General features: G+C 40.2%; 22 protein-coding genes. 8 read left to right on the plus strand and 14 right to left on the minus strand.

The features are described 5' to 3' along the window. Window positions 1-456: 456 nt before the first annotated feature. The 3 genes from MSBRW_RS15275 to MSBRW_RS15285 form a co-directional block, all read right to left on the minus strand. Window positions 457-1,002, minus strand: a complete 546-nt coding sequence (locus tag MSBRW_RS15275; protein WP_011306873.1) for a dTDP-4-dehydrorhamnose 3,5-epimerase family protein — start codon at window positions 1,000-1,002, stop codon at window positions 457-459. Further along, a complete protein-coding gene (locus MSBRW_RS15280; protein ID WP_011306872.1) occupies window positions 993-1,637 on the minus strand; it encodes a flavin reductase family protein in 645 nt (214 codons plus the stop codon). The genes MSBRW_RS15275 and MSBRW_RS15280 overlap by 10 nt, the downstream gene beginning before the upstream one ends. 162 nt (window positions 1,638-1,799) lie before the next feature. Continuing rightward, window positions 1,800-2,564 carry an ATP-binding protein gene (locus MSBRW_RS15285; RefSeq protein ID WP_011306871.1) on the minus strand — a complete coding sequence of 255 codons (765 nt, stop codon included), beginning with the start codon at window positions 2,562-2,564 and terminating at the stop codon, window positions 1,800-1,802. A gap of 123 nt (window positions 2,565-2,687) precedes the next feature. Between MSBRW_RS15285 and MSBRW_RS15290 the strand changes: the two genes are divergently transcribed. Continuing rightward, on the plus strand, window positions 2,688-3,065 hold the full coding sequence (locus MSBRW_RS15290) for a winged helix-turn-helix transcriptional regulator (RefSeq protein ID WP_011306870.1): 378 nt from the start codon (window positions 2,688-2,690) through the stop codon (window positions 3,063-3,065). 338 nt (window positions 3,066-3,403) lie between these two features. Here the strand turns inward: MSBRW_RS15290 and MSBRW_RS15295 are convergent, their stop codons facing one another. The 4 genes from MSBRW_RS15295 to MSBRW_RS15310 form a co-directional block, all read right to left on the minus strand. After that, entirely contained in the window at window positions 3,404-3,634 is a 231-nt protein-coding gene (locus tag MSBRW_RS15295) for a heavy-metal-associated domain-containing protein (protein WP_011306869.1), read from the minus strand. A gap of 148 nt (window positions 3,635-3,782) precedes the next feature. Next, the gene (locus MSBRW_RS15300) at window positions 3,783-3,989 is read right to left on the minus strand and encodes a heavy-metal-associated domain-containing protein (protein WP_011306868.1); all 207 of its coding nucleotides are present in this window, start codon (window positions 3,987-3,989) and stop codon (window positions 3,783-3,785) included. Between the two features lie 355 nt (window positions 3,990-4,344). Next, complete coding sequence (locus MSBRW_RS15305) at window positions 4,345-4,584, minus strand: SHOCT domain-containing protein (protein ID WP_011306867.1); 240 nt, start codon at window positions 4,582-4,584, stop codon at window positions 4,345-4,347. Between the two features lie 106 nt (window positions 4,585-4,690). Further along, a complete protein-coding gene (locus MSBRW_RS15310; RefSeq protein ID WP_011306866.1) occupies window positions 4,691-5,431 on the minus strand; it encodes a hypothetical protein in 741 nt (246 codons plus the stop codon). Between the two features lie 563 nt (window positions 5,432-5,994). On the opposite strand from MSBRW_RS15310, the gene MSBRW_RS15315 reads away from it, so the two are divergent. Beyond that, window positions 5,995-6,726 carry a sulfite exporter TauE/SafE family protein gene (locus MSBRW_RS15315; RefSeq protein WP_011306865.1) on the plus strand — a complete coding sequence of 244 codons (732 nt, stop codon included), beginning with the start codon at window positions 5,995-5,997 and terminating at the stop codon, window positions 6,724-6,726. A 159-nt stretch (window positions 6,727-6,885) separates the two neighbouring features. Here MSBRW_RS15315 and MSBRW_RS15320 read toward each other — a convergent pair whose 3' ends face one another. Then, entirely contained in the window at window positions 6,886-8,541 is a 1,656-nt protein-coding gene (locus MSBRW_RS15320; RefSeq protein WP_011306864.1) for an ABC1 kinase family protein, read from the minus strand. A gap of 516 nt (window positions 8,542-9,057) precedes the next feature. On the opposite strand from MSBRW_RS15320, the gene MSBRW_RS15325 reads away from it, so the two are divergent. The 5 genes from MSBRW_RS15325 to MSBRW_RS15345 all read left to right on the plus strand — a co-directional run bounded on the left by MSBRW_RS15325 (window position 9,058) and on the right by MSBRW_RS15345 (window position 13,293). After that, window positions 9,058-9,594, plus strand: a complete 537-nt coding sequence (locus MSBRW_RS15325) for a hypothetical protein (protein WP_011306863.1) — start codon at window positions 9,058-9,060, stop codon at window positions 9,592-9,594. A gap of 38 nt (window positions 9,595-9,632) precedes the next feature. Further along, window positions 9,633-10,346 (plus strand): hypothetical protein, encoded by a 714-nt coding sequence (locus tag MSBRW_RS15330; RefSeq protein WP_011306862.1) that lies wholly within the window; start codon window positions 9,633-9,635, stop codon window positions 10,344-10,346. Beyond that, entirely contained in the window at window positions 10,321-10,950 is a 630-nt protein-coding gene (locus tag MSBRW_RS15335) for a hypothetical protein (protein WP_011306861.1), read from the plus strand. Before MSBRW_RS15330 ends, MSBRW_RS15335 begins: the two co-directional genes overlap by 26 nt. Before the next feature lie 212 nt (window positions 10,951-11,162). After that, window positions 11,163-12,464 (plus strand): DUF7284 family protein, encoded by a 1,302-nt coding sequence (locus MSBRW_RS15340; protein ID WP_011306860.1) that lies wholly within the window; start codon window positions 11,163-11,165, stop codon window positions 12,462-12,464. A 370-nt stretch (window positions 12,465-12,834) separates the two neighbouring features. After that, entirely contained in the window at window positions 12,835-13,293 is a 459-nt protein-coding gene (locus MSBRW_RS15345; protein WP_011306859.1) for a 30S ribosomal protein S15, read from the plus strand. Window positions 13,294-13,474: 181 nt separating this feature from the next. Here the strand turns inward: MSBRW_RS15345 and MSBRW_RS15350 are convergent, their stop codons facing one another. The 6 genes from MSBRW_RS15350 to nadC all read right to left on the minus strand — a co-directional run bounded on the left by MSBRW_RS15350 (window position 13,475) and on the right by nadC (window position 21,393). After that, on the minus strand, window positions 13,475-14,257 hold the full coding sequence (locus MSBRW_RS15350) for an ABC transporter ATP-binding protein (protein ID WP_011306858.1): 783 nt from the start codon (window positions 14,255-14,257) through the stop codon (window positions 13,475-13,477). Continuing rightward, a complete protein-coding gene (locus MSBRW_RS15355) occupies window positions 14,254-15,324 on the minus strand; it encodes a FecCD family ABC transporter permease (RefSeq protein ID WP_011306857.1) in 1,071 nt (356 codons plus the stop codon). The genes MSBRW_RS15350 and MSBRW_RS15355 overlap by 4 nt, the downstream gene beginning before the upstream one ends. Before the next feature lie 18 nt (window positions 15,325-15,342). Then, window positions 15,343-16,554 (minus strand): iron ABC transporter substrate-binding protein, encoded by a 1,212-nt coding sequence (locus MSBRW_RS15360; RefSeq protein ID WP_011306856.1) that lies wholly within the window; start codon window positions 16,552-16,554, stop codon window positions 15,343-15,345. A gap of 441 nt (window positions 16,555-16,995) precedes the next feature. Further along, window positions 16,996-18,201 carry an iron ABC transporter substrate-binding protein gene (locus MSBRW_RS15365; RefSeq protein ID WP_011306855.1) on the minus strand — a complete coding sequence of 402 codons (1,206 nt, stop codon included), beginning with the start codon at window positions 18,199-18,201 and terminating at the stop codon, window positions 16,996-16,998. Between the two features lie 498 nt (window positions 18,202-18,699). Continuing rightward, window positions 18,700-19,905: an iron ABC transporter substrate-binding protein gene (locus MSBRW_RS15370; RefSeq protein ID WP_011306854.1), complete on the minus strand. Its 1,206-nt coding sequence runs from the start codon at window positions 19,903-19,905 to the stop codon at window positions 18,700-18,702. A 660-nt stretch (window positions 19,906-20,565) separates the two neighbouring features. Further along, window positions 20,566-21,393: a carboxylating nicotinate-nucleotide diphosphorylase gene (nadC, locus tag MSBRW_RS15375; RefSeq protein ID WP_011306853.1), complete on the minus strand. Its 828-nt coding sequence runs from the start codon at window positions 21,391-21,393 to the stop codon at window positions 20,566-20,568. A 196-nt stretch (window positions 21,394-21,589) separates the two neighbouring features. Between nadC and MSBRW_RS15380 the strand changes: the two genes are divergently transcribed. Next, a complete protein-coding gene (locus MSBRW_RS15380; RefSeq protein ID WP_011306852.1) occupies window positions 21,590-22,405 on the plus strand; it encodes an aspartate dehydrogenase in 816 nt (271 codons plus the stop codon). Window positions 22,406-22,604 lie beyond the last annotated feature (199 nt).

Genomic DNA, 22,604 nt, shown 5'->3' on the forward strand with positions numbered 1-22,604 from the left:
CACATCACTCAAGCCGGATCATTATGGTTTCAAAATTGATCCTTTAGTCAGTATGCTTAAGTTTAAGCACATAATTAGTTATTTTAGCTATTAATAGATCAATGTACCTGAGAACGCTGTTTATTCAGTTGAACTGTGCAGTACTGACTGAGAAAACAATAATAGAGATAACAATAATATTAGACTTTCATATTAAACTCTCAGCAGTTAAAAACACGAGCTTAGATTACAACATTATCTGTACTTGATTTTGCACCTTGGGTACATAAGTTCTAGTTGTTTAATAGGCAAAAATATTTGGCTTTGTAGAATGCCTACCCGAACCAACTCCTTGGAGTCGAAAACAAACAAAAAGACATCATACTATTTAGCTCAAGTTGATGAATAATTAGTATAGAGGAACATTTACAAAGTCAAAAATTCAGAGCAACACAGCTGTTTCCTAAGTTTTCTACTTCACTCCATTCTGCAGTTCCAGTCATAGGGAATGATATCATTGTCAATAGGATTTACTCGTCTTTCGTCCACGTCTTCGGGATTGTAAAATAGGGAAGGCATCCCTATAACCACAGATATATCATTTCCTACGTTTTTTGTACCATGGAATATTCCCGGGGGGATGTAAATAGTACGGGGATATTTTTCGCCCATAAAAATTTCATTAATAACTTTGTAAGTGGGAGAATCTTCTCTATAATCGTATAATGCAACTTTTACCATTCCAGTAGCACAAAATAGATGATCTTCTTGTTTTGAATGGAGATGCCAACCTTTGATCATTCCAGGATATGAATATGATGCAATTATCTGCTTGATATTTTGTGCTTTCAGATTTTCATCGTCTAAACGTATGACCTCGGTTAATAACCCTCTTTCATCGCTGAACAATTTCATATCCCTTATAAAAACTCCTTCAATAAGTTTTTCACCGTAAAATCCTGGAATTTTTTGAACTCGTGGTTTTTCTAGTTCATTAAAATCTTCCATACTCATTACTTGCATTCTTGACCCTCCTCTTTTTTATATATCCTTTCTAGAGGATCTTTACCGTTCTTGAACATAGCTCCATAAGGCTCAAATTTACCAATATCGTTGACAGTACAGAAATGCATACCATCGTCTGACCCTGTCATCATTAATGGTTTAGCTTTTTCTAAGTCCCAGGAACCACTTTCTTTGTTGTAGACGCTATCTTCTATCTCAAGATACACTACTTTACCAAGAATCAATGCGTAAGGAAAGCCATTGTATACTTCATCAATTATGTGATCCAGTTTACATTCCATCCATGCGTAGCATCCTTCAATTCCTGGAGCCTTGATCTTTTTTGAAGGTTTCTCCTTTAGACCAGCTAATTCGAATTCGTCAACGTCGGGAGGGACGTGTGAAGCCGTTGGTATCACTTTATCTGCCATATCAGTAACAGGCATGTTAATAACGAATTCCCCTGTGCTTTTTAAATTATCTAATGTATCTCTCCTTTTTGCTGAAGCTACACAAACCAAATCAAATGGACGTAAAACAGGCATAAAACAAGAATATGGAGCTATATTTCTAATTCCATTTTCACTGATTGTTGATATGAATGCCACTGGCAAGGGTACTATTGACTCTCTTTTGAAATTTTCTAATATCATATTACCACTACTCTATTTACAATAGGACTTACACACTTGAATTACAAAATCAAGCACTTTAGGCGTTGTGACTTGTTTTGTGGCTTAGACAGTTGAAGGTTTGATGCTATTGATTTTCTCAGTTCAACCGCGTAAGTCCTGTACAATTCTCATATTTCGATCTCAAGAATGAATTCCTGAGATTAGAAAATCAGCAACTGACTCAATTTCTGGAAGTTCCACTTTTAGCTCGTCTCCTTCAAACCCTGCTATAAATACCTCCGAGTTTGAAGGAACTGAAGTCAGAATACGATTTTTATCCACGGTTTCCATCATTAACTGAGTCCCTATTTTGTCTGCACGGTTAAGAATAAAATATAGAGGCTTACCGGCTTTCTCAGCAAGTTCGTTTATTTTTTCAGAAAGCCTTATGGATTCATAAGATGGATCAAGCACCATTAACACAATGTCGCAGCCTTCTTCAACTCCTCTTCCAAAATGTTCAATACCAGCTTCAGTATCCACAAATACAACATCTTCAGGGGTAGTTTCTGTGTTTATCAGAAAATTCTTTGCAAGAGCTCCCATCGGACAGGCACATCCTTCTCCGAAATCATGGATCTTGCCTATGGTTATCATTTTAATGTTATCTTTTTCTACAGTATAATCTTCAGGAATATCAGACATTTGCCATTTATTATCAAAAATACTGGCAGTGTCTCCTGTCTTATACGCCTGCATTAGTTTTTCTCCAAGTGTTTTTTTCCCTCCAAGATAATTCATGAAATCTTCGGGCATTTCAAGGCCTAGCTGTTTATGAAGCCCGAAATTTGACTCATCACTGTCAACAACAAGCACGTTGTAACCTTTTTTAGCCATGGATTTTGCAAGCAGAGCAGTGATGGTACTCTTACCGCTTCCACCTTTTCCACATATAAGAACTTTCATCTTTTTACCTCTGTTTAATAATATTTAATATTAAAAAAAAATTAAATGGTAACATAAAATATTAATAACTAGAATACTTTTCTATAGTATTTAAACTATAAAGTTAATAGTGATAAAGTGACTATGAAAAAGAATAGTAATGGGATTTGTTTGTGCCCTCTCGAAGGGATTATCACCATAATATCCAAAAAATGGGCCATCCAGGCTATCAGTGCTCTTGGGCATCACAGTAGATTACGATTCAATGATCTCATGAATGCCCTTGAGGGTATCAGCCCAAAGTCACTTACCGACCTGTTAAAAGAACTCCAAAAAGAAGGTCTGATCCAACGAGAAGCATTTCCCGAGATACCTCCGAGGGTTGAATACTTTTTGACAGACGATGGAAAAGAGCTTTGTGAAGTAATAATTCCTTTAATACAATGGGCAGAGAAAAGGAATAATCTGCATCAGGAAATCTGTAATTCCACCTGCAAAAGCACAGTTTTTCCCTCTAAATAACTGTGTGTATGAAAGAGAAAACGTAACTGCTTGATCATATGGATAATATCTTTCAGAACCTGTACTTTTTAAGTTTAAAATCCCTTCAAAAGTCAATTTGTTTAAAAATACCTTTAAAAGTACAGTTAGAACTTAAGCAGTTTTCATTTTATCAAGAGAAAAAAATAGCATTTGCTATTCTGTTCTAAATAGCGTTAGCTATTCATTTATGGCAATGACCGCAGGTCATGTTGTAGATTTTAATAGTACCTTCTATCGAATCTGTCACTATCCAGATATCGGATCTGTCACTATCCTAATTTTTCAGGATTGCTCGGCGCTTAAATGATTCTTCCGGACTATTCTACGATTTTATAGCCAGCTTTAAGCAAAGTCATCTGTATAACGTACGCATCAGTTATCCGGCTATCATAGGCTACATTTACAGTTCTTTTAGGAATATTAATGTTTACTCTGGAAACCCCGTTGATAGAGGTAACGAGTCTTGTGACCATATCCTTGCAGTACCTGCATACCATATCATCTACTATGAATGTTGTCTCCCCGATGTGTTCACCCCCCCAACACAACTGTATTTTTCAAACAGGCGCTTCACCCACATGTAAAATTTGTACCTTTTACGATAGATTCTTTGAAACCAATACTAGATATTATTTGCATTTGTACCTTTTATATATATTCTTTGAAACCAGTAACAGTTATTTGCGTGAGACTACATTAAATAGGCTCATACCCGGTTTCGCGAATTGCAGCCTTGACCTTTTTGAGGTTTTCTTTCCCTTCTTCAAAATCAATAGTTACCTGTTTGGTCTGAAGGTTTACGTCTGCCCTCTGTACACCTTCTACAGCTTCAACAGCCTTTTTAACCCTCAACTGGCAGTGCATACAGGACATGCCTTCAACTTTTATGATTTCTTGGGTCATGGTTTCAATCTCCGTAACTTTATCTGGTAATTTAACATAATAAATTAATATAATAATTTCCTGAAATATTGTAGGATTGAATAATAATATGTCCTATTTGCCACAAATTCTTTGCGCAAATTCAGGTTAATGAGACTGAGTTTATCACTACATTAGATAATTCCACCGAAAAGGTTTCATTAAGCCATATTAAGAAGAATTATGGCTATGATGCTGATAGATTTTTTCGCTCAAGCCTTTTTTAAAAAAGATTGCGATTCACCACATTCTTTGTTTGATATTTAGTCCCTGTGGATATCTTTAACAAAAATGGAAACAAGTTGGAAGATGTTCCTGATCAGCAGGTTGAAGGCTTTCACATCAAGCGTTTTTTCATTTCTTCAAATTCTTCTTCAGTAATTTCGCCTTTCGCGTATCTTTCCTTTGCAATATCCAGCGCAGACTTCTCTGCACCTCCTCTAGTTTTATTTTGCTCAACAAACCACCTAATTAGCAAATAAGCTAGCACAATTATGAGAATCCAGAAAAGTAGTCCGAAAAATATACCTCCATACCCCATCATGCCGTAACCGTAATGATCCATAAATCCATCCATTGTCACCACATTCCCCTTATAGCAGTTAATCTATTGTTTCATCATTTCTATCTGTACTATTGAATGCAAAAGCTTACATTTGAATCAGTTAGACTATAAATGGAATTTAGCCTGTTATGTTTGTCTCGCCTAGGTAAGGCCCGTGCCAGGTATGCACCCAGATCTGACCACTGTAGGCATTTACGCTCAACATCCCTTCAATATCTTGTCTTCCAAAATCAAAAGTGTAATAACCGGGCATTTCATTAGATCCAAGGACCTGCGCTCCCGGTAGGTAGCCTGTTAAGAAATCTCCTGCCAGCTTTTTAGCCTCATTTATATCATACTCAGGCCCTCCGGTCGTTGTTCTGCCAGCTCCAAAGCGTGTGTTCCACATCATGTTCGGTCCTGGTTCAGAATAGGCTAACCCTGAATAGCGATCCACCAGCACTTCAGCTATATCCTGACTACTGTTTGTGTCCTTTAAAACAGCATAATAATTGCCACTAAATATCATGAAGTCCTCGACCTGAATATTCGAGCCATACTGGCTGGCGAAGTTCTCCAGACTTTTCAAAGCCTCATCCTGGGTTACAGGTTTTGACTCAGGATAATATATTGCCATCATATTGCCCATCATTCCCGGTCCATAGCCATATTTATGGCCTGAATTATTATTCATCATTCCCGGTCCATAGCTATAATTATAGCCTGGATTGTTCATCATCCCTGGCCCCATCTGCCCTGGTTGATAATCTCCCTGGCTATAGGTTGAATTGTATGTCATTGGCCTGAAAGCCAAAAAAACAAGAAGTACTATTACTGCCAGTACTAATAGACCAATTATGATATTTTTGCTGTCTGCCATGATCGCTTCTAATTAAATTCTGCATCGGATTAAGTTCTAATAGTTAAATCAGCAGCTAACCGGACTTTTCATTTGAATATCAAATATTTTTATCAAATTTTAGTAAGTAACTCTGATTTAACTATATTTTTGGACGAAAAAATACAATCAAACTCCGGCAATTAAATTAAAACTGGGTGTTTTGAACAATTGAATGAGCTTGTTCAATTTTTGGTGTATTCTTACGTAAACTCTCAGCCAAGTTTCTGTACTTCATTTTGGAACTCTAAACCTCAGCTTTTAACCACAACGGTTAATGTCTCACCTTGCAGACAAAAAAATCAACGACCGCCATAATATCCCCATAATTAAAGATATGTTAATTTATTTATAATTATCATCTGATACTTTAAGATAGCTTGCTATCCTCGCCCTGGAGAGTAACCTGTTGGGGTACAGCACTTCCAGAAGAACCCAGACCATAGCAAGGGCAGCGAGGTCTCAAGATGTCGAATGCAAGAAAAATTGAGTCTGATTACGTCTGATTACGTCTGATTTAATCCGCTTTAATATGGTTGTGTAGTATGGTTGTCTATGAAGAAATTATCTATATAGCCCTGCTTACACTGCTGGCAAGCCTGATCGGGAATATGGCCGGATTTGGAATATCCACAATTATGGTGCCTGTCCTGCTGATTATCCTTCCTCTGCCTCAGACTTTACTCCTGGTGGGCATAGTTCACTGGTTTAATGATATTTGGAAGATACTCTTATTTCGGAAGGGAATAAGATGGAAACTTCTTCTTGCCTTCGGGCTTCCAGGAATCTTTGCCAGTTTCCTGGGATCATCCCTATCCTTGAGAATCTCAAGGGAAATTCTTTCAAGAGCTTTAGGGGTGTTCCTTATAGCCTACGTTATCTTCATCATTTTCAACCGAACTTTCAAACTGAGCCAGAAGTTATCAGTAGCAATATCCAGTGGAACCCTTACCGGATTTTTTGCAGGTATATTTGGCATAGGCGGGGAGATAAATGCCGTAACCTTGAGTGCTTTCAACCTGGAAAAAGCTGTTTATGTTGCAACTGCTGGCGCTATAGCTTTTATGATCGACTCTACAAGGATAGTGACGTATATCCTGGGAGGTACGAGACTTGACCCTATCCTTATATCAGGCTTTTTGATCTTCATACCTATCTCTTTAATTGGGGCAATGATCGGGAAAAGAGAAATTGAAAAAATACCCCAGGAAAAATTCAGGACTTTTGTGGCAGTTTTCATATTTCTATTCGGTTTGAAACTGGTGTTATTCCCTTAACTTAACGACAGCCTTTCTTCTGATGAATGCAGATCAGGTATGACAAAAAAAATTTTCCTGCAGTTTTCAGTCGTTAGCTACCAAATTAAGTAATTAACCATTAAGACCTTGACCATTAAGACCTGAGTTTGCTGAAAAATTTTTGATTTTTATTTACCTTTATTTACCTCGAAATGCGAGGAGAAGTGCTATCAGAACCGAACCTGCAAATCCAGCCAGTCCTACCCAGGAAAAAACACCTCCATTTAACAGTATGTAAGTTGAGACAATAAGCAGGACAGCCAGATAGAGTTCTTTTGAAAAAGTAGTTTTCCTTGTTTCCTTCTGCTTTAAGAAAAGAAACTTATCCCCCATTCCTTCCATTTTATCGGTGACTTCTCGAATTGCATCTCTCAATTCAGCCTTTTCGTCCATAGGCTCGGTGGAAAATTCGATGTGAAGAGCGGTACCTTTTGGAGTATTAAGCTTTTTATAAGCGTCCATCAGCACAGGAATAGCAATGGTTTTAATATTGTATTTTGGATCCAGTTCCAGGCAGACTCCTTCGATTAGCAGGATCGCCCTCTGCAGAGTTGAGAATTCTCCCGGCAACCGAATATCGTATTTCAAACCGAGCTTTGCATAATTGTCACTCTGCCTGCCTTCAAGCCCGTAGTTCTGGTTTGCAATCAGGCTATCCATATCTTTCCTGAGCCTGCGAATATCCACATCTCGCACATCGGCGCCCCCTATTTTCAGGAAACCCTGGGTTGCTCCTTCCACATCCCTGTTATTGATGGCATAGTAAAACTTCAGCATATTTTTTTTGAGCTCATCATCGATGCTGCCTACAGCCCCGAAATCGATGAAAGCAATGGTATTATTTTCCTGAACCAGCATATTGCCACCGTGAGGGTCAGCATGGTAAAAGCCGTCTATATAAACTTGTTTAAGATAACTTTTAGTGATGATACGCGTATATTCAGATTTCTTGCTCTGGGGCACAGGCATATTGGTTATATCCTTAATCTGAGTTCCCTTTATGAACTCCATTGTAAGGACATTGGCTGAACAGTAGTCGGGATAGATCCTGGGCACAGACACGTTTTTTACGTTTTTGAAATTGTCCTCAAAACGCCGCATATTGACGGCTTCGGTTCTCAGGTCAACTTCGCGGGTAAGCATCTCCCTGATCTCCAGCGAGAAAGCATCGATATCAAAATTACTTCCGAGGCCGAGAACCTTTATCATAACCGGCCTGAAATCATCCAGGATAGAAAGGTCGATATTTATAATATCAATTAGATTCGGGCGAAGGATCTTTACAGCAACAGTTTTGCCTTCCAGAACTCCTTTATAAACCTGCGCAATCGAGCCACTGGCAATGGGCTCCGGATCAAAGCTGTCAAAGATTTCAATAAAAGCTTTTGCTTTTCTCTCCCGGGAAGCTTTAAGCTCTGCATCTGTTTTTTTTCGTTTTCGTTCCTCAAGTGTCTCAAATTCGCAAACACAGGCAAGGTCAAGGGATTCAGCCATCTCCTCAAAAGGTATCGGCTTAACCTTGTCCTGAAGGTTTGACATTTCTATAACATAAGGATGCGGAACAAGATCAGGCCGCTTGCTCATGGTCTGTCCAATTTTGATAAAAGTAGGCCCAAGATCTTCGAAAGCTTTCCTGAGTTTTATAGCCGTCTGCCTGTTTTCTAGATCAAAAGTACAGGTGCACTCAGGATTTGAAATATAATCTGTGCGTAGATCTCGGTAGAGTTCCGGAATAAGGTTGTACTTTAAAAGAACCCTCATAACCTCAAGGTAACGCTTTGTTTTCCCCAGCATCCATTTATAAATGGTATTATTGCTTAAGAGAGTTTCTTTAAAGTTATTGTCTCCTGAGCTGATTTCGCAGACTCAAAACTATTTGAGAGTCCAATACATAACACAACAGCAAGCGACGCAAAAGAGTAAACCTATAGCAACTTCCAGAAAGATACGTAGACATAATTTACAGATATTTTGTTAGATAGCCTCCTATGATTATATATGATTATTACAGGACCTTTATTACTCTAATTTATCAATTGTTTAGATCCATTTTAATATATCAGGAATTGGTTTTTGCAGTCTCAGTAGTTCCTGTCTCAGTAGTTCCTGTCTCAGTAGTTCCTATTTGTTAACCTTTAACAGGCAATAAATTTTTTATACTGTGTTCAACTAAGTTCATTATTCACGAAATTCTAAATTTCTAGGAGTTCAGGTTGGGATACAACAGCTAACACAGCTAGAATAGAATTCTTTGGTCAAGATTTCTTTTTAAGAGAAGTTGGGGGACAGTTTACGGTTACTAAATCTACAATGGACTTCTTTGGTCAAGCTTTCTTTTTAAGAAAAGTCGCGGCTAACAAAGCTCCAGAACCTGTCAGTCCGATTAAAACTGACGAATCCGCAGTTATTTCTCTTCCTTTCAGGCTCACGGTTTCAGGTATCCTTTTTGCTGTAATTTTACTTCTTTCCTTCGTTTATCTCTATGATTTTCTGGACGAGGCAAAGGAAAAAGCAGCTCTGGACGAAATTTCAAGGCTTACGGTTGCTGCCGAACAGCTCTCCTTGCGTGGGAAAGGAAGTGAAATTTCCCTGGAGCTCATGCTGCCTGAAGGTGTGAACGTGGATTTAGGGGCTCTTCCTGGCAGACAGGACAAATGGCCTGCAGATGCGAACAATTACTGCATCCACACGGGAGAGAAAAGCACTTTCTATTATTCGGATGCCTCTTTCTCAAACCCTGAACTTAATGGATCCGTATTCCTTGGTTCAGGCAGGCACAGGCTTTTGCTCTCAACAAAGCTTGAACCAAAGTCCGAAAGGCTATTCGTGATTATTTCCGAGAAATAAAATCTTAATAAAATTTGATACTTAGGAGAAGATCTTCTGTGAGAGATTTTGCTCGCGATGACTCTGCATGGGCCGACTTTTTGATTTCAAAAGCGGCTCTAATTCTTGCAAGCGTTGTCCTTTTTGCGGCACTCTTTAATCTGGTTGCCAGTTTCAAGGAGCTTGAAACCCGGGAGAAGCTTGATTTTCTGGCCCTGGACTTTAAAACTGCAGTAGATGAGGTGGGATCGGGCAATTCAGGGTCAGGTAATTCAGGAACAGGTAGTTTAGGATCAAAAGGTTCAGGATCAGGTAATTCCCTGGCCGGAGCTCAAGAGGAATTTCAGGGGGAATTTCAGAACGGGTCCCAAGATGAATCTCACGAATCTTCCTATTGTTTCAGTGAACAGGAAATTTTCAGGGATTTGCCTTTTGCGGGAGATATAAAGGTAAAGGTTTCGGGAGAATACGTCTGTCTGGAAGCCGAGTCCGAGGAACAGAGTTTCAGGGCTGTAAAACCCTTCGCCTTCAAGGTTTTACCTCTTAACGAATCTAGTCTACACGAAAAACTCAGTGTGGAATTTGGGCCTCCAGGTGACGAGGAAACTCCCCTTATAGCCAATTATTCTGAAATTGGGGCTTTCCTCCAGGCATTGGGGATTGAAGAAGCAGTCCTGAACCCGAGTGAAAATATCTCATTAAAGAAAGAATTCATTTATGTGAGGGATGAGGAGGGGGTATCTTCTTTTGGCTGCGTTCTTGTTTATCAATAACTCATTATTTATCAGTGATCTGCTCGAAGCTCTACTCAAAAAGCGGCTCACAGCTACAGCTCGGCTCAAAGATACTTTAAAACCTGTGAAAAAAACGTGTGTGTTAATGTCCAGAGACGAAAGTGGGGTGCTTGAACCTCATACCGATCTACTCTCCGTAGCCCTTGCAGTGATAGGTTTTATGGTTTTCGCAGCCCTGATGTCACAGACCTACCTTGGATATGAAGACCGTTCATTTGCTCTTGAAAATTACGAGACCGCGTCTCTTCTTGCCGAAAACCTGGCAGATGCTCCTGCCCTGGAAGCCGAAAACTCAGGCTTGCTTTCGGCAGCTTCCCTTGACACACTTTCGGGCCCGAATGGGGCTAGTGAAAGAGCAAAGCTTTTTGCAGCTTTTTCAGGAAATTACCAGTTTCTGGTCGAGGTCCGGACAAAAGACGGTCAGTGGCACTGGCGGATCAAACCGGAAAATGCCGAGTCTGATGCTTTTGCCGATGACCTGGAAAAAGTTGCAGCCTCTGTGCCAGTCGTTATTGAACTGAATCCTGCTGAATCGATCACTGGAACCCTTACTGTCGTGATTTATAAGACAAAATGGAACTGAAAAAGAGATCTGTAAATGAGAAAAACTGGATCGAAGTTAGAATAATCGCATAGAAATTAAAGATCCAGATAACATTTTGAAAAGTTATTTGGAAGTTGAAGAATCACATAGAAGTTCAAAAAGCCTCGTGAAAGCTCAAAAAACTGGATAGAAGATGGAAATTAGAATAAACCTGAAAATGAGAAATACGGCACAAAAGTGAGATAAATTGCATGAAAGAGAAGAGAACCGGAGAGTCCATAAAGAGGAGCAGAGAATTAAGAGTAAGAGAACAGGATCAGGTAAGATATCCAATAGTTCCTGAAATCCCCTGGCAATTCCCAAAGAAAAAAGGTACGCTGATTGCGGAATGCTCTGGTTATTTCACGGTTTTTGATGCCCTTTTTTTACTTGTCCTTATTTCACTTGCAGGTATCCTGTTAATGCCTTCCATGCAGGCAGAAAAACAATATTGTGCATCCGGATATGTTACTTCTTCGGAATTTGATGTTTATCTGCTTGAGTCGTTGCTTTCCTGTAAACTTGAGGACTTCGAATACGAAATCTCTCCTCTTGCAGCTCTTAATATCTCAATACCTGAAAACTCGGTTGTGGAAAATTCTTCTCATACTCTCTTCTGGAAAGAACAGAAACACAGGACTTTTGCTGATCTGGTTGCGGAATATCTTGCGCTTTCCCTTGCGATCTCAAATAATGATTCATTAGTTTTCCTAAACCCTCTTGCTGCGAACTATTCTTCCAGGAATAAGGAGACCATTTCGGCATATCTGGATCAGAAAGCCGCAGGAAGGTTCTCTTACAGTTTTGAGGCTTACTGGCGCCCTGTAGAAGTTTTTCCTGTACAAAGTGAACTTATTATTGGGGAAGAGCCTCCTGCAAACGCAATCCGACAAAGTACAAAGCTTTCCTTGCCTTCTTACGCCAGCCCTCCGTCAAAAGCTGCACTGCTTGATTCTGTTAACGACTCCGTGCTTGAAACTTCCATGAACTCCTCAAATGAAGAAGCCAGCAAGATACTCTTCCAGGCTTTTAATGCTTCACTTGACGCAGCAGCTCTGGAAGGTGCAGAGGTACTTACCGGGCTGCTCTTCCCATCGGATTATTTTGGGTCGGGTTTTGGGGAGGAAAATGAGGAATCTTTCCAGACCCTGATCTACGGGATCTCTGAAAATCCTGTAGATATAAAGTCCGGGGAAGAGGCTTTTGCGATATATTTTTCAGATTTATTTAAAGCCGGGTTCCCTGTTGATTCCGAAGCCTTTTCTGAAAATGCATCAACAACTAACTTCTCTTTGCTTGAAGACATGATGACAGAGTATATAAAAAGTGAAATTCGAAGCGAGCTTGAAGGTGAATTCTCAGATGAGGTCAACGAAACGGTTTATTCAGTTCTTGAAGCTGAAAACTTTTCAGAAGCCCGTGCTCTTCGCGATGCGCATATCGAGTCTGTTTACAGGCAGATAAATCCAGGTGGGGCGCGAATAGTTTTGAGCTTCTGGAATTCTGCCTCATGAACCTGAATAGCTTCTGGAATTCTGTCTCATGAACCTGAATAGCTTCTTGAACTCTACATCGTGGACCTGGATATACACTCAGATAAAATATGCTTATGGAAAACGTTTACCACTGAAACTTTTCAATATGAAAAGAGCCAGACGCTCCCTGTCCCAACACAAAATATATATGTTATGGTGCGTTCTCTAGTGATGTTTTTACCGAAAAACTCATGCTTTTCCAGGGCTTCCTGAAAAGCCACGCAGCAGTTTGCTGTGGCGGATTAAATCTCCCGATCGATGTGTTGGTCCGTTATAATCGGTAAAGATATAACTTCAGCCCGAAGAGCTCTCTTCAGGTTATCGATCAATTGATATCAGGAGAATTATTATGGCAAAAATGCATACCAAAAGAAAAGGCAAATCATCTTCCACCAGGCCTATCAGAACCGAGCCGCCTGAGTGGTGCAAGATCGGCGCAGAAGAAGTTACTACAATCACTCTTGACCTCTGGAAACAGGGTGTCTCCACTGCCGAAATCGGAATGACTTTAAGGGACCGTTATGGAGTTCCTGATGCCAAGCTTATCACAGGCAAAAAGATCACAACCATTCTTAAGGAAAACAACGTTTATCCGAATGTTCCGGAAGACCTTACCAACCTGATTGTGAAGGCTCTGAGGCTCAGGAAGCATCTTTCTGTTAACAAGAAAGACGTCCACAACAAGCGTGCACTGAACCTTACTGAATCCAAGATCAGAAGGCTTGTTAAGTACTACCAGCAGGAAAAGGTACTTCCAAGAGATTGGTTCTACAAACCTGAAACTGCAGAAATGATGATTACCAGGTAAAAACCTGGAAATCTTTCTCTGGTCGGTTTTGCCTCTCTGGCAAACCGCGCCGCTATTTTAAAATCTACTTTTACTCTTTTCTTTGTCTTTTTACTCTTTTCTTTTATCTTAATTCTCTGATTACTTTTGAAATTGTTATATGCTTTTTTTCTTGAGAGAATTCCTTACTTGTTGCTGGTTTTTACAGGTTATGTACAAGTGCAACTTCTGGATTTCCGGGAACCACACAGCGCATACCTGCAATCTCCCCGATAATTACAGGCAAACCATACACTTCCTCGATAACCTGAGGTGTAATTACCTCGGCGCCCCCTTGCGCATGAACTTTCCCTTCTTTCAGGAAAATAAACCTATCTGCGTACCTGAGGGCCTGGTTAAGGTCATGCATTGTCATTATGGCTGCAATTCTGTGCTCAAGGACAATCTGCCTGATAATAGCCAGAATTTCAACCTGATTTTTCATATCAAGGCTGCTTGTAGGTTCGTCAAGAAGAAGGACTTTTGGTTCCTGTACGAGTGAACGTGCAATTGCGACCTTCTGGAGTTCACCTCCGCTCATTTCATCGATATATGAAAGGCGAAGTTTTTCCATGGAAAGTAACTTGAAGACGGAATCGACTATTTGAAGGTCTTTTTCGGTGACGTCCCATTTGATATGTGGCCGCCTTCCGAGCAGGACTGCATCAAAAGCTGTCAACCTCCCGGTTTCCACCCGCTGGGGAACATACCCAACAAGGCGTGCGATCTCCATTGTTCCCAGGTCAAAAAGGTTATTTCCATCAAGATGAACTGTTCCTCCTTTAGGGCGGAGAATTTTGTTAAGACATTTTAAAAGTGTAGTCTTGCCAACCCCATTGGGCCCAAGGATTGCTACAATTTCTCCTTCCTCGATGGAAAAGGCTATTTCATGGAGAATTTTACGGTTGCGATACAAAAATTCAAGTTCCTCTACTGAAAGTATCATCGTTTGTACCCCTTAAGAAGTAAGTATATGAAAACAGGTGCTCCCATGAAAGCAGTAAGAATAGATACGGGAAGCACATATGGCGATATTATAAGCCTTGCTGCAGTGTCTGATGCCAGAAGCAGGATTCCTCCAAACAGAGTAGAACCGGGTATCAGGTATCGCTGGTCATCCCCTATGACCCTTCTGACCATATGAGGACAGACCAGTCCTATAAAACCTATTACCCCAAGAAATGCAACAATCACTGCAGAAACCAGGGCTGCGATTACCATGCCTACTAACCTTGTCCTTTCTACATTGACACCAAGACCCTTTGCGGTCTCATCGCCTGCATCTATGGCGTTGTAGTTCCAGCAATTGGCAATGAAGAATATAATTGCAAGCAGCACAACACCAGTCATCATCTCAAGTTCCGTCCAGGTTACTCTTCCTACATCGCCAAAAGTCCAGAAAACGACTGCTGCAAGCTGGGTATCATCAGCAAAGTACTGGAGGAATGCCGTGCCTGCGGTAAAGAGAGACGAAAGCGCAACTCCTGCAAGTACCATTACCTCAGGCGAAGCCCCCCGTATACTCGAGATTAGCAGGATCACTCCGGTCGCAAGTAGGCAAAAGAAAAGGGCTACCGTTGTTGTCAGGTAAGGGTTGTTAATTGTCACAGCATTTGCAACTGTAGACTGCATTTTTCCGGTACCGAGAACCACAACAGACACTGCAGCTCCGAAAGCACCGGCATTTGAAATTCCAAGTGTGAAAGGAGATGCAATGGGATTACGCAGTATAGACTGCATCGCAACTCCTGCAACCGAGAGTCCGGCTCCTGCGACTATTGCAGCCAGGGCTTGAGGGAGCCGGATGTTCCAGATTATTAAATCCCATTTTGTAGAAACGCTGTGCCCCGTTATGGTTTGCAGTACTTCATAAGGCGGTATTGTCACCGCTCCTACCGAGATCGAGTAAATAAGCATAATAAAGAGGAACAGAATCCCCCCCATTATCCAGAAGTATTTTCTGCGTATATATACAAGATAATCTTCAGGAACTGCTCCTTTGGCGAAATGCACCTTTTTATACCCTCCATCTTATTGCAGAATTTGTTTAAAGCACATATTACTGTAATGTCCATTCAGATCTGAAAATACAGGTTTACCAACGAAGAAAGTGTATATCTCGTCAGCTTTTGCTTCCGGATCGATATCTTTAAACCTGTCCGGATAGAGCACTTTTCCGATAAAATAAGAGTTTGCAAGTACGGAATCATAGTTGGTGCTGTAGAAGTTGTAAGGGATTACTCCATAGACCTTTTTGTTCTTCACAGCCGAAAGTCCTGCGAGAGATGTATCATTCTTCAGTTCTCCAATTGCACCTTCGTTACCAAGCTGGAGGGTGCCAACATCGATAAATATATACTCGGGATCCCAGTCTACGAGTGCTTCCTTAGCAATATCCGCATGTTCTACGCCCATTCCGGCTGCAACATTCTTTGCATTTACCCAGAGGAATGGCGCGTAAGCAGGTTCTGTAGCAATAATTCCATGAGCTCCAGCCATACCGACTCCTCCAATATAGACATTTTTTCTTTCAGATTCTGGAATGTCGGCAGTCCTGTTTTCCAGGTCTTGCATTGTAGCATTGATGTAATTGATTACTTCCTCTGCTCTTTCCTGTTTGCCTACTGCCTTGCCCATTATCCTCAGAGAGCTGTACACTTCAGCTTTTTGTGTCTCATTATTCAAAGACCCGTAAGGGAATGCAACCACAGGGATGCCGGTTTTGTCCTGAAGGGTATCGGCTTCAGTGGCAGTAGGTGCCGCTGCCTGTCCAATCATACTGGCTTTCAGAATAACCTGAGGGTTAACTTCAATGATTTTCTCCGGGTCATCATTGCCCCTGGCCTCTCCAATCAGAGGATAGTCTTTGAGCTGGGGATTCGCATATACATAAGGGCGACCCTCGTTTTTGTTTTCTTTTTTCTCCATGCTGTCAACCCCTACTACGTATTCCTGAGCTTGCAGGTATACGAGGTAGCGCAGGCACCCGGCTCCTGAGCAAACAACTCGTTCCGCATTTTCAGGTATGGTGACTTCCCTGCCAAACCCGTCCGTGATTGTAGACTCTCCAGATTCTGCTGCCTTATCGGCACCTGAAACTCCTGAAGCTTCTGATGAAGCAGATCCTTCCTGATTCTTATCAGATGAGGACTTGTCCGCACATCCTGAAGCCACTACCAGGGCAGCAATGAGCAATCCTATAAAAGTAATTTTATATATATTATTACCATAATTTAACTTCATGTTACATTCCTTTATGATCAAAGAGTAAAAGTATTACATAAAATTAACTAAATTTTCTTAGTTAATATCTAATCTGATGAATTTTTTAGAAATGATGAGCTATTGTAACTTTTAAAGTAAGATAAGGATAAACTTATGCTGTAACCTTAACCGATTTGCTTTTAATTATTGAATATGAAAAACTATGATAATGGCTGTTTTTTGGTAGATCAATGCCTTTAAAAAGTTAACTCCGTGAAAAATTGATTCAGTGCAACCGGAACAAAAAAAGATAATAAAATTATAAAAATAAAATAAAAACACGACAAAATAATATAATAAATAATTCAAAAATATATAAAATTATATGAAGTAATTTTTGAGCAGACTCCATAACTCAAAATTACTTCACGCAATCTTTCGAAACTACCGATTGGTAATAAGAACTTTTTTATACCTCAATTACAGTGGAATCGATTTGAACCCAAGGTTGTCGTACTGTTCATTAATTTCAGAGAACACGGGTTTGCCAACGAAGAATGTATAAATTTCGTCGGCTTTTGCTTCCGGATCTATATCTTCAAACCTGTCCGGATAAAGCACTTTTCCCACAAAATAAGCATTTGCAAGCACAGACTCATAGTTGGTGCTGTAGTAGTTGTATGGAATCACTCCATAGACCTTTTTATTCTTTACAGCTGAGAGCCCTGAGAGAGATGTATCCTTCTTAAGCTCTCCAATTGCTCCTTCGTTACCAACCTGGAGAGTGCCGATATCAATAAATATGTACTCTGGGTCCCAGTCTACAAGTGCTTCTTTAGCAATATCCGCATGATCTGCACCCATTCCGGCTGCAACATTCTTTGCATTCACCCAGAGGAATGGTGGATAAGCAGGTTCCGTTGAGATTATTCCATGAGCTCCAGCCATGCTCACACCACCAATATAGGCAGTTTTTCTTTCGGATTCCGGAATGTCGGCAGTCCTGTTTTCCAGGTCTTGCATTGTAGCATTGATATAATTGATTACTTCCTCTGCTCTTTCCTGTTTGTCTACTACCTGACCCATTATCCGGAGTGAACTGTATATTTCAGCTTCCTGCTCTTCGTTCTTTAAAGAGCCGTAAGGGAACATGACAACAGGAATGCCAGTTTTGTTCTGAAGCGTATCGGCATCAGCACCATTGGTTACTGCCGACTGGCCACTTGTGCCGGTTTTCAGGATGACCTGGGGACTGATGGAAATTATCTTTTCAGGATCATCGTTGCCTCTGAATTCCCCAATCAAGGGATAGTCTTTAAGCTGAGGGTTTGCAAGAGCATAGGGACGACCTTCAAACGCGCTTTCCTCTTTCTCTAAGCTATCAACCCCTACTACGTCGTCCTGAGCCTGCAGGTATACAAGATAACGCAGGCATCCGGCTCCTGAGCAAACAACCCTTTCCACATTTTCAGGTATGGTAACTTCCCTGCCAAACCCGTCCGTGATTGTAGACTCTCCAGATTCTGCTGCCTTATCGGCACCTGAAACTCCTGAAGCTTCTGATGGAGATGATCCATTATCACCAGATGTGGATTTGTCCGTGCACCCTGAAGTCACTACAAGGGCAGCAACGAGCAATCCTATTAAAATAATTTTATATAATTTATTATTATGATTAATCTTCATGTTACTTTCCTCTATTTTCAGAAAGCAAAAGTATTACATAAAATTAACTAAATTTTCTTAGTTAATATCTAATCTGATGAATTTTTTAGAAATGACGAGCTATTGTGACTTTTAAAGCCAGATAAGGATAAATTTATGATGTAGCCGTAACTTGCTTGCTTTTAATATTGAAAATGAATAATTATGATTAGCTGTTTTTTGGTAAATTAATGCCTTTAAAAAGTTAACTCCGTGAAAAATTGATTCAGTGAAATCGAAATTAAAATGAAAATATTATTAAATAAATATGATAAAAACACAACAAAAATAATATACAAAATAATATAAAATGTAATATAAAAAATAATATAAAAATAATATAAAAAATAATATAAAAAATAATATAAAAATATATAAAATTATATGAAGTAATTTTTGAGCAGACCCTATAACTCAAAATTACTCCCTGTAGTTTTTCGAAACTGCCAAATTGGTAAAACGAACTTTTATATACCTCAATCATAGCGGAATCTGTTTGAACCCAAGGTTTGCATGCTGTTCGTTCAGGTCAGAGAACATGGGTTTACCAATGAAGAACGTGTATATCTCATCAGCCTTTGCTTCCGGATCTATATCTTCAAACCTGTCCGGATAAAGCACTTTTCCCACAAAATAAGCATTTGCAAGCACAGACTCATAGTTGGTGCCATAGTAATTGTATGGAATTACTCCATAGACTTTTTCATTCTTTACAGCCGAGAGCCCTGAGAGAGACGTATCATTTTTAAGTTCTCCAATTGCTCCTTCATTACCAAGCAGGAGAGTGCCAACATCGACAAATATATACTCTGGGTCCCAGTCTACAAGTGCTTCTTTAGCAATATCCGCATGATCTGCACCCATTCCGGCTGCAACATTCTTTGCATTCACCCAGAGGAATGGTGGATAAGCAGGTTCCGTTGAGATTATTCCATGGGCTCCAGCCATGCTCACACCACCAATATAGGCAGTTTTTCTTTCGGATTCCGGAATATCGGCAGTCCTGTTTTCCAGGTCTTGCATTGTAGTATTGATATAATTGATTACTTCCTCTGCTCTTTCCTGTTTGTCTACTACCTGACCCATTATCCGGAGTGAACTGTATATTTCAGCTTCCTGCTCTTCGTTCTTTAAAGAGCCGTAAGGGAACATGACAACAGGAATGCCAGTTTTATTCTGAAGCGTATCGGCATCAGCACCATTGGTTGCTGTCGACTGGCCACTTGTACCGGTTTTCAGGATGACCTGGGGACTGATGGAAATTATCTTTTCAGGATCATCGTTGCCTCTGAATTCCCCAATCAAGGGATAGTCTTTAAGCTGAGGGTTTGCAAGGACATAGGGGCGGCCCTCTACTTCGCTTTTCTCTTTTTCTAAGCTATCAACCCCTACTACATCGTCCTGAGCCTGCAGGTATACAAGATAACGCAGGCATCCACCTCCTGAGCAAACAACCCGTTCCACATTTTCAGGTATGGTGACTTCTCTGCCAAATCCATCCGTGAGTGTAAACTCTCCAGATTCTGCTGCCTTATCGGCATCTGAAACTCCTGAAGCTTCTGATGGAGATGATCCATTATCACCAGATGTGGATTTGTCCGTGCACCCTGAAGTCACTACAAGGGCAGCAACGAGCAATCCTATTAAAATAATTTTATATAATTTATTATTATGATTAAACTTCATGTTACTTTCCTCTCTTTTTAGAGAATAAAAGTATTACATAAAGTTAACTAAATTTTCATGTTTGTTATTTATTTAAATAATTTTGAAGATATTAAACTCTTATAATTTTTGTATATTAATGCAGACAAAACTTAGATAAAACTTAGATAAAACTTAGATAAAACTTAGATAAAACTTAGATAAAACTTAGATAAAACTTAGATAAAACTTAGATAAAACTTAGATAAAACTTAGATAAAACTTAGATATAAATAAGATAAAGTGGAATTTAAATAAAAGTAAGATAAAACCAGAAAACGAGATGAGCTCGCGCCCGTCAATCTGGAAAAATTAGTATCCTGTTCGGCGCTTTTTCTACTTGCTGCTTTTTCTACTTGCTGCTTTTTCCTCTTCCTGGTGGATCGCTTGGATGGCTATACCGTAAAGTTCTTCCATTTTATGAGCTGACTCCAGGTGAATACTGACAGGAATTGAAGATACTCCTCACTGAACACGATTATTTTCCTAAAAAACCTGTTTTCGATATTCCGGTTTGCCTCCACTCAACGGCCTCTGATCCTTTTCTATTAATAGCCTGAATTTTATGATTTTCCTGTCGCTTTTATCTCCGTTTTTATAGTTTAGATTTCTATCAGTCTCCTCTCTCTTTATTTTATTATTTTACTGTTTTACGATTTCCAAGCTCATATCTATCCATCTTGATTTATGGATAAGGGAGCCCATCGAGATGACATCTACTCCTGTTTTTGCATAACCTTCAAGGTTTTCCTGGGAAATTCCTCCGGATGCCTCCACAATAACTGAGTTTCGAAGTCCTTTTCCGCTAAGTGTTTTGAGGGTTTTTTGGATAGCTTCAGGCTGCATATTGTCCAGCATTATAATATCAGCTCCCAGTTCTGCAGCGAGCACAGCGTATTCTACAGACTCAATCTCGACTTCTATTTTTCGAGTGAAGCTGGTTTTTTTTGCGGCTTTGATTGCGGCTTCTATTCCCATTAGTTTGAGGTGGTTATCCTTAATCATAACCGAGTCAGAGAGGTTGAATCTATGAGTATCTCCTCCGCCTGCAGCTACAGCCAGCTTTTCGAACTTCCTTATACCTGGAGTGGTTTTTCTGGTACAGGCCACCCTTGTAGTCACGGAATACTGCCTTACCGTATCCACACATGCCCGGGTAAGAGTGGCAATCCCGCTAAGGTGTCCGAGGAAATTCAGAGCCAGTCTCTCTGCCCTGAGAATAGATACTGCTCCTCCCTTTAGCCTGAAAATTATCTCTCCTTCTTTGAGGCAATCCCCGTCTTTAAGAGTAGTTTCGACCTGAATTCCAAGATAGCAAAAAATTGATTCGGCTTCTTTAATCCCCGCAACAGTACAGTCTTCTTTTGTGAAAATAATAGCTTCTGCAGGTTTGTCAGGCACAATGGTGCACGAAACATCATCGTACCCCAGATCTTCTTCTATAAAGCTTTCAACCTCTTTGATAAGCATAATTTCTACCCTAATATTTTATGTAGCCAGGATTTATAAGGGGTATGGACGTTTTGGTGTTTCTTCTCATTAAGAAAATAATCTCAACAGAAGGCTTTAAAAGAGAAAAAAGAATACAGTACCCGATCCTCAGTCTTTAAAGCCGGGGACCAAAATTTAAAGATCAAGGTTTATTGATCATTTACAGGAGCCTGAAATGCTGAAAATAGGAGTTATTGGTTGCGGATTTATTGGTGGACAGATTTGTAGGGCTATTGATAAAGGAGTTATTAATGCGGAGTTGTATGCGCTTTCCGACTCTTCAGAGAGCAAAGTCCTGGAACTGACAACTTGCCTGAAAAGGTACAGTCCTGCCTCAATGACTATTGAGGAACTACTGCAAAATGTGGACTTTGTTATAGAAAGTGCCTCTCAAAAAGCTGTCAGGTTAATAGTACCGCAGGCTCTTGAAGCTGGGCGCGATGTGATGGTTATGAGTGTAGGCGCTCTTGCGGACGAAGAACTCAGAAAAAGACTCTTCAGACTTGCAGAGCAGAATAACTGCAAGCTCTATTTCCCTTCAGGCGCAGTTGCTGGCATCGATGGAATAAACTCTGCCTCAGCGGCAGAAATCTTATCAGTTACCCTTACTACCAGAAAACCACCTATGGGCCTTGCTGGGGCTCCCCATGTTGAAGCTCTGGGAATTGAGCTTGAAACAATCGAAAAAGAAACCCTGCTTTTTGAAGGGCCTGCCTCGGAAGCAGTTAAAGCCTTCCCCGCAAATGTGAATGTTGCAGCCACAATAAGCCTGGCGGGCATAGGCTTTGAGCGGACAAAAGTAAGAGTAATCGCTGACCCTACTCTGTCCAGAAATGTACATGAAATAACTGTAGAAGGCGAATTTGGGAAACTTTCCACAAGAGTCGAAAACCTCCCCTCCCCGGAAAACCCGAAAACAAGTTATCTTGCAGCCCTTTCTGCAATTTCCACCCTGAAAAAGATTCTGAGCCCGGTCCAGATCGGAACATGAATTGACAAAAATACTTGAAGTTAAGATATTATATTATTTTACTCATAAAGTAAAAACGCAATATATCTTACTGGTTCATTGAGCGAAAGAGCAGAGATTTTTACTTATAAATTAGTCCACTTGAGCGCAAGCGTGGCACCACTTGACTACGCCGACTAGATCGTTTCCAATAAACTTTTTTTGACAAGGTTTGCGCTCA

Origin of the sequence: Methanosarcina barkeri str. Wiesmoor (assembly GCF_000969985.1) — an archaeon.
In the GTDB taxonomy this organism is placed as follows: domain Archaea; phylum Halobacteriota; class Methanosarcinia; order Methanosarcinales; family Methanosarcinaceae; genus Methanosarcina; species Methanosarcina barkeri_B.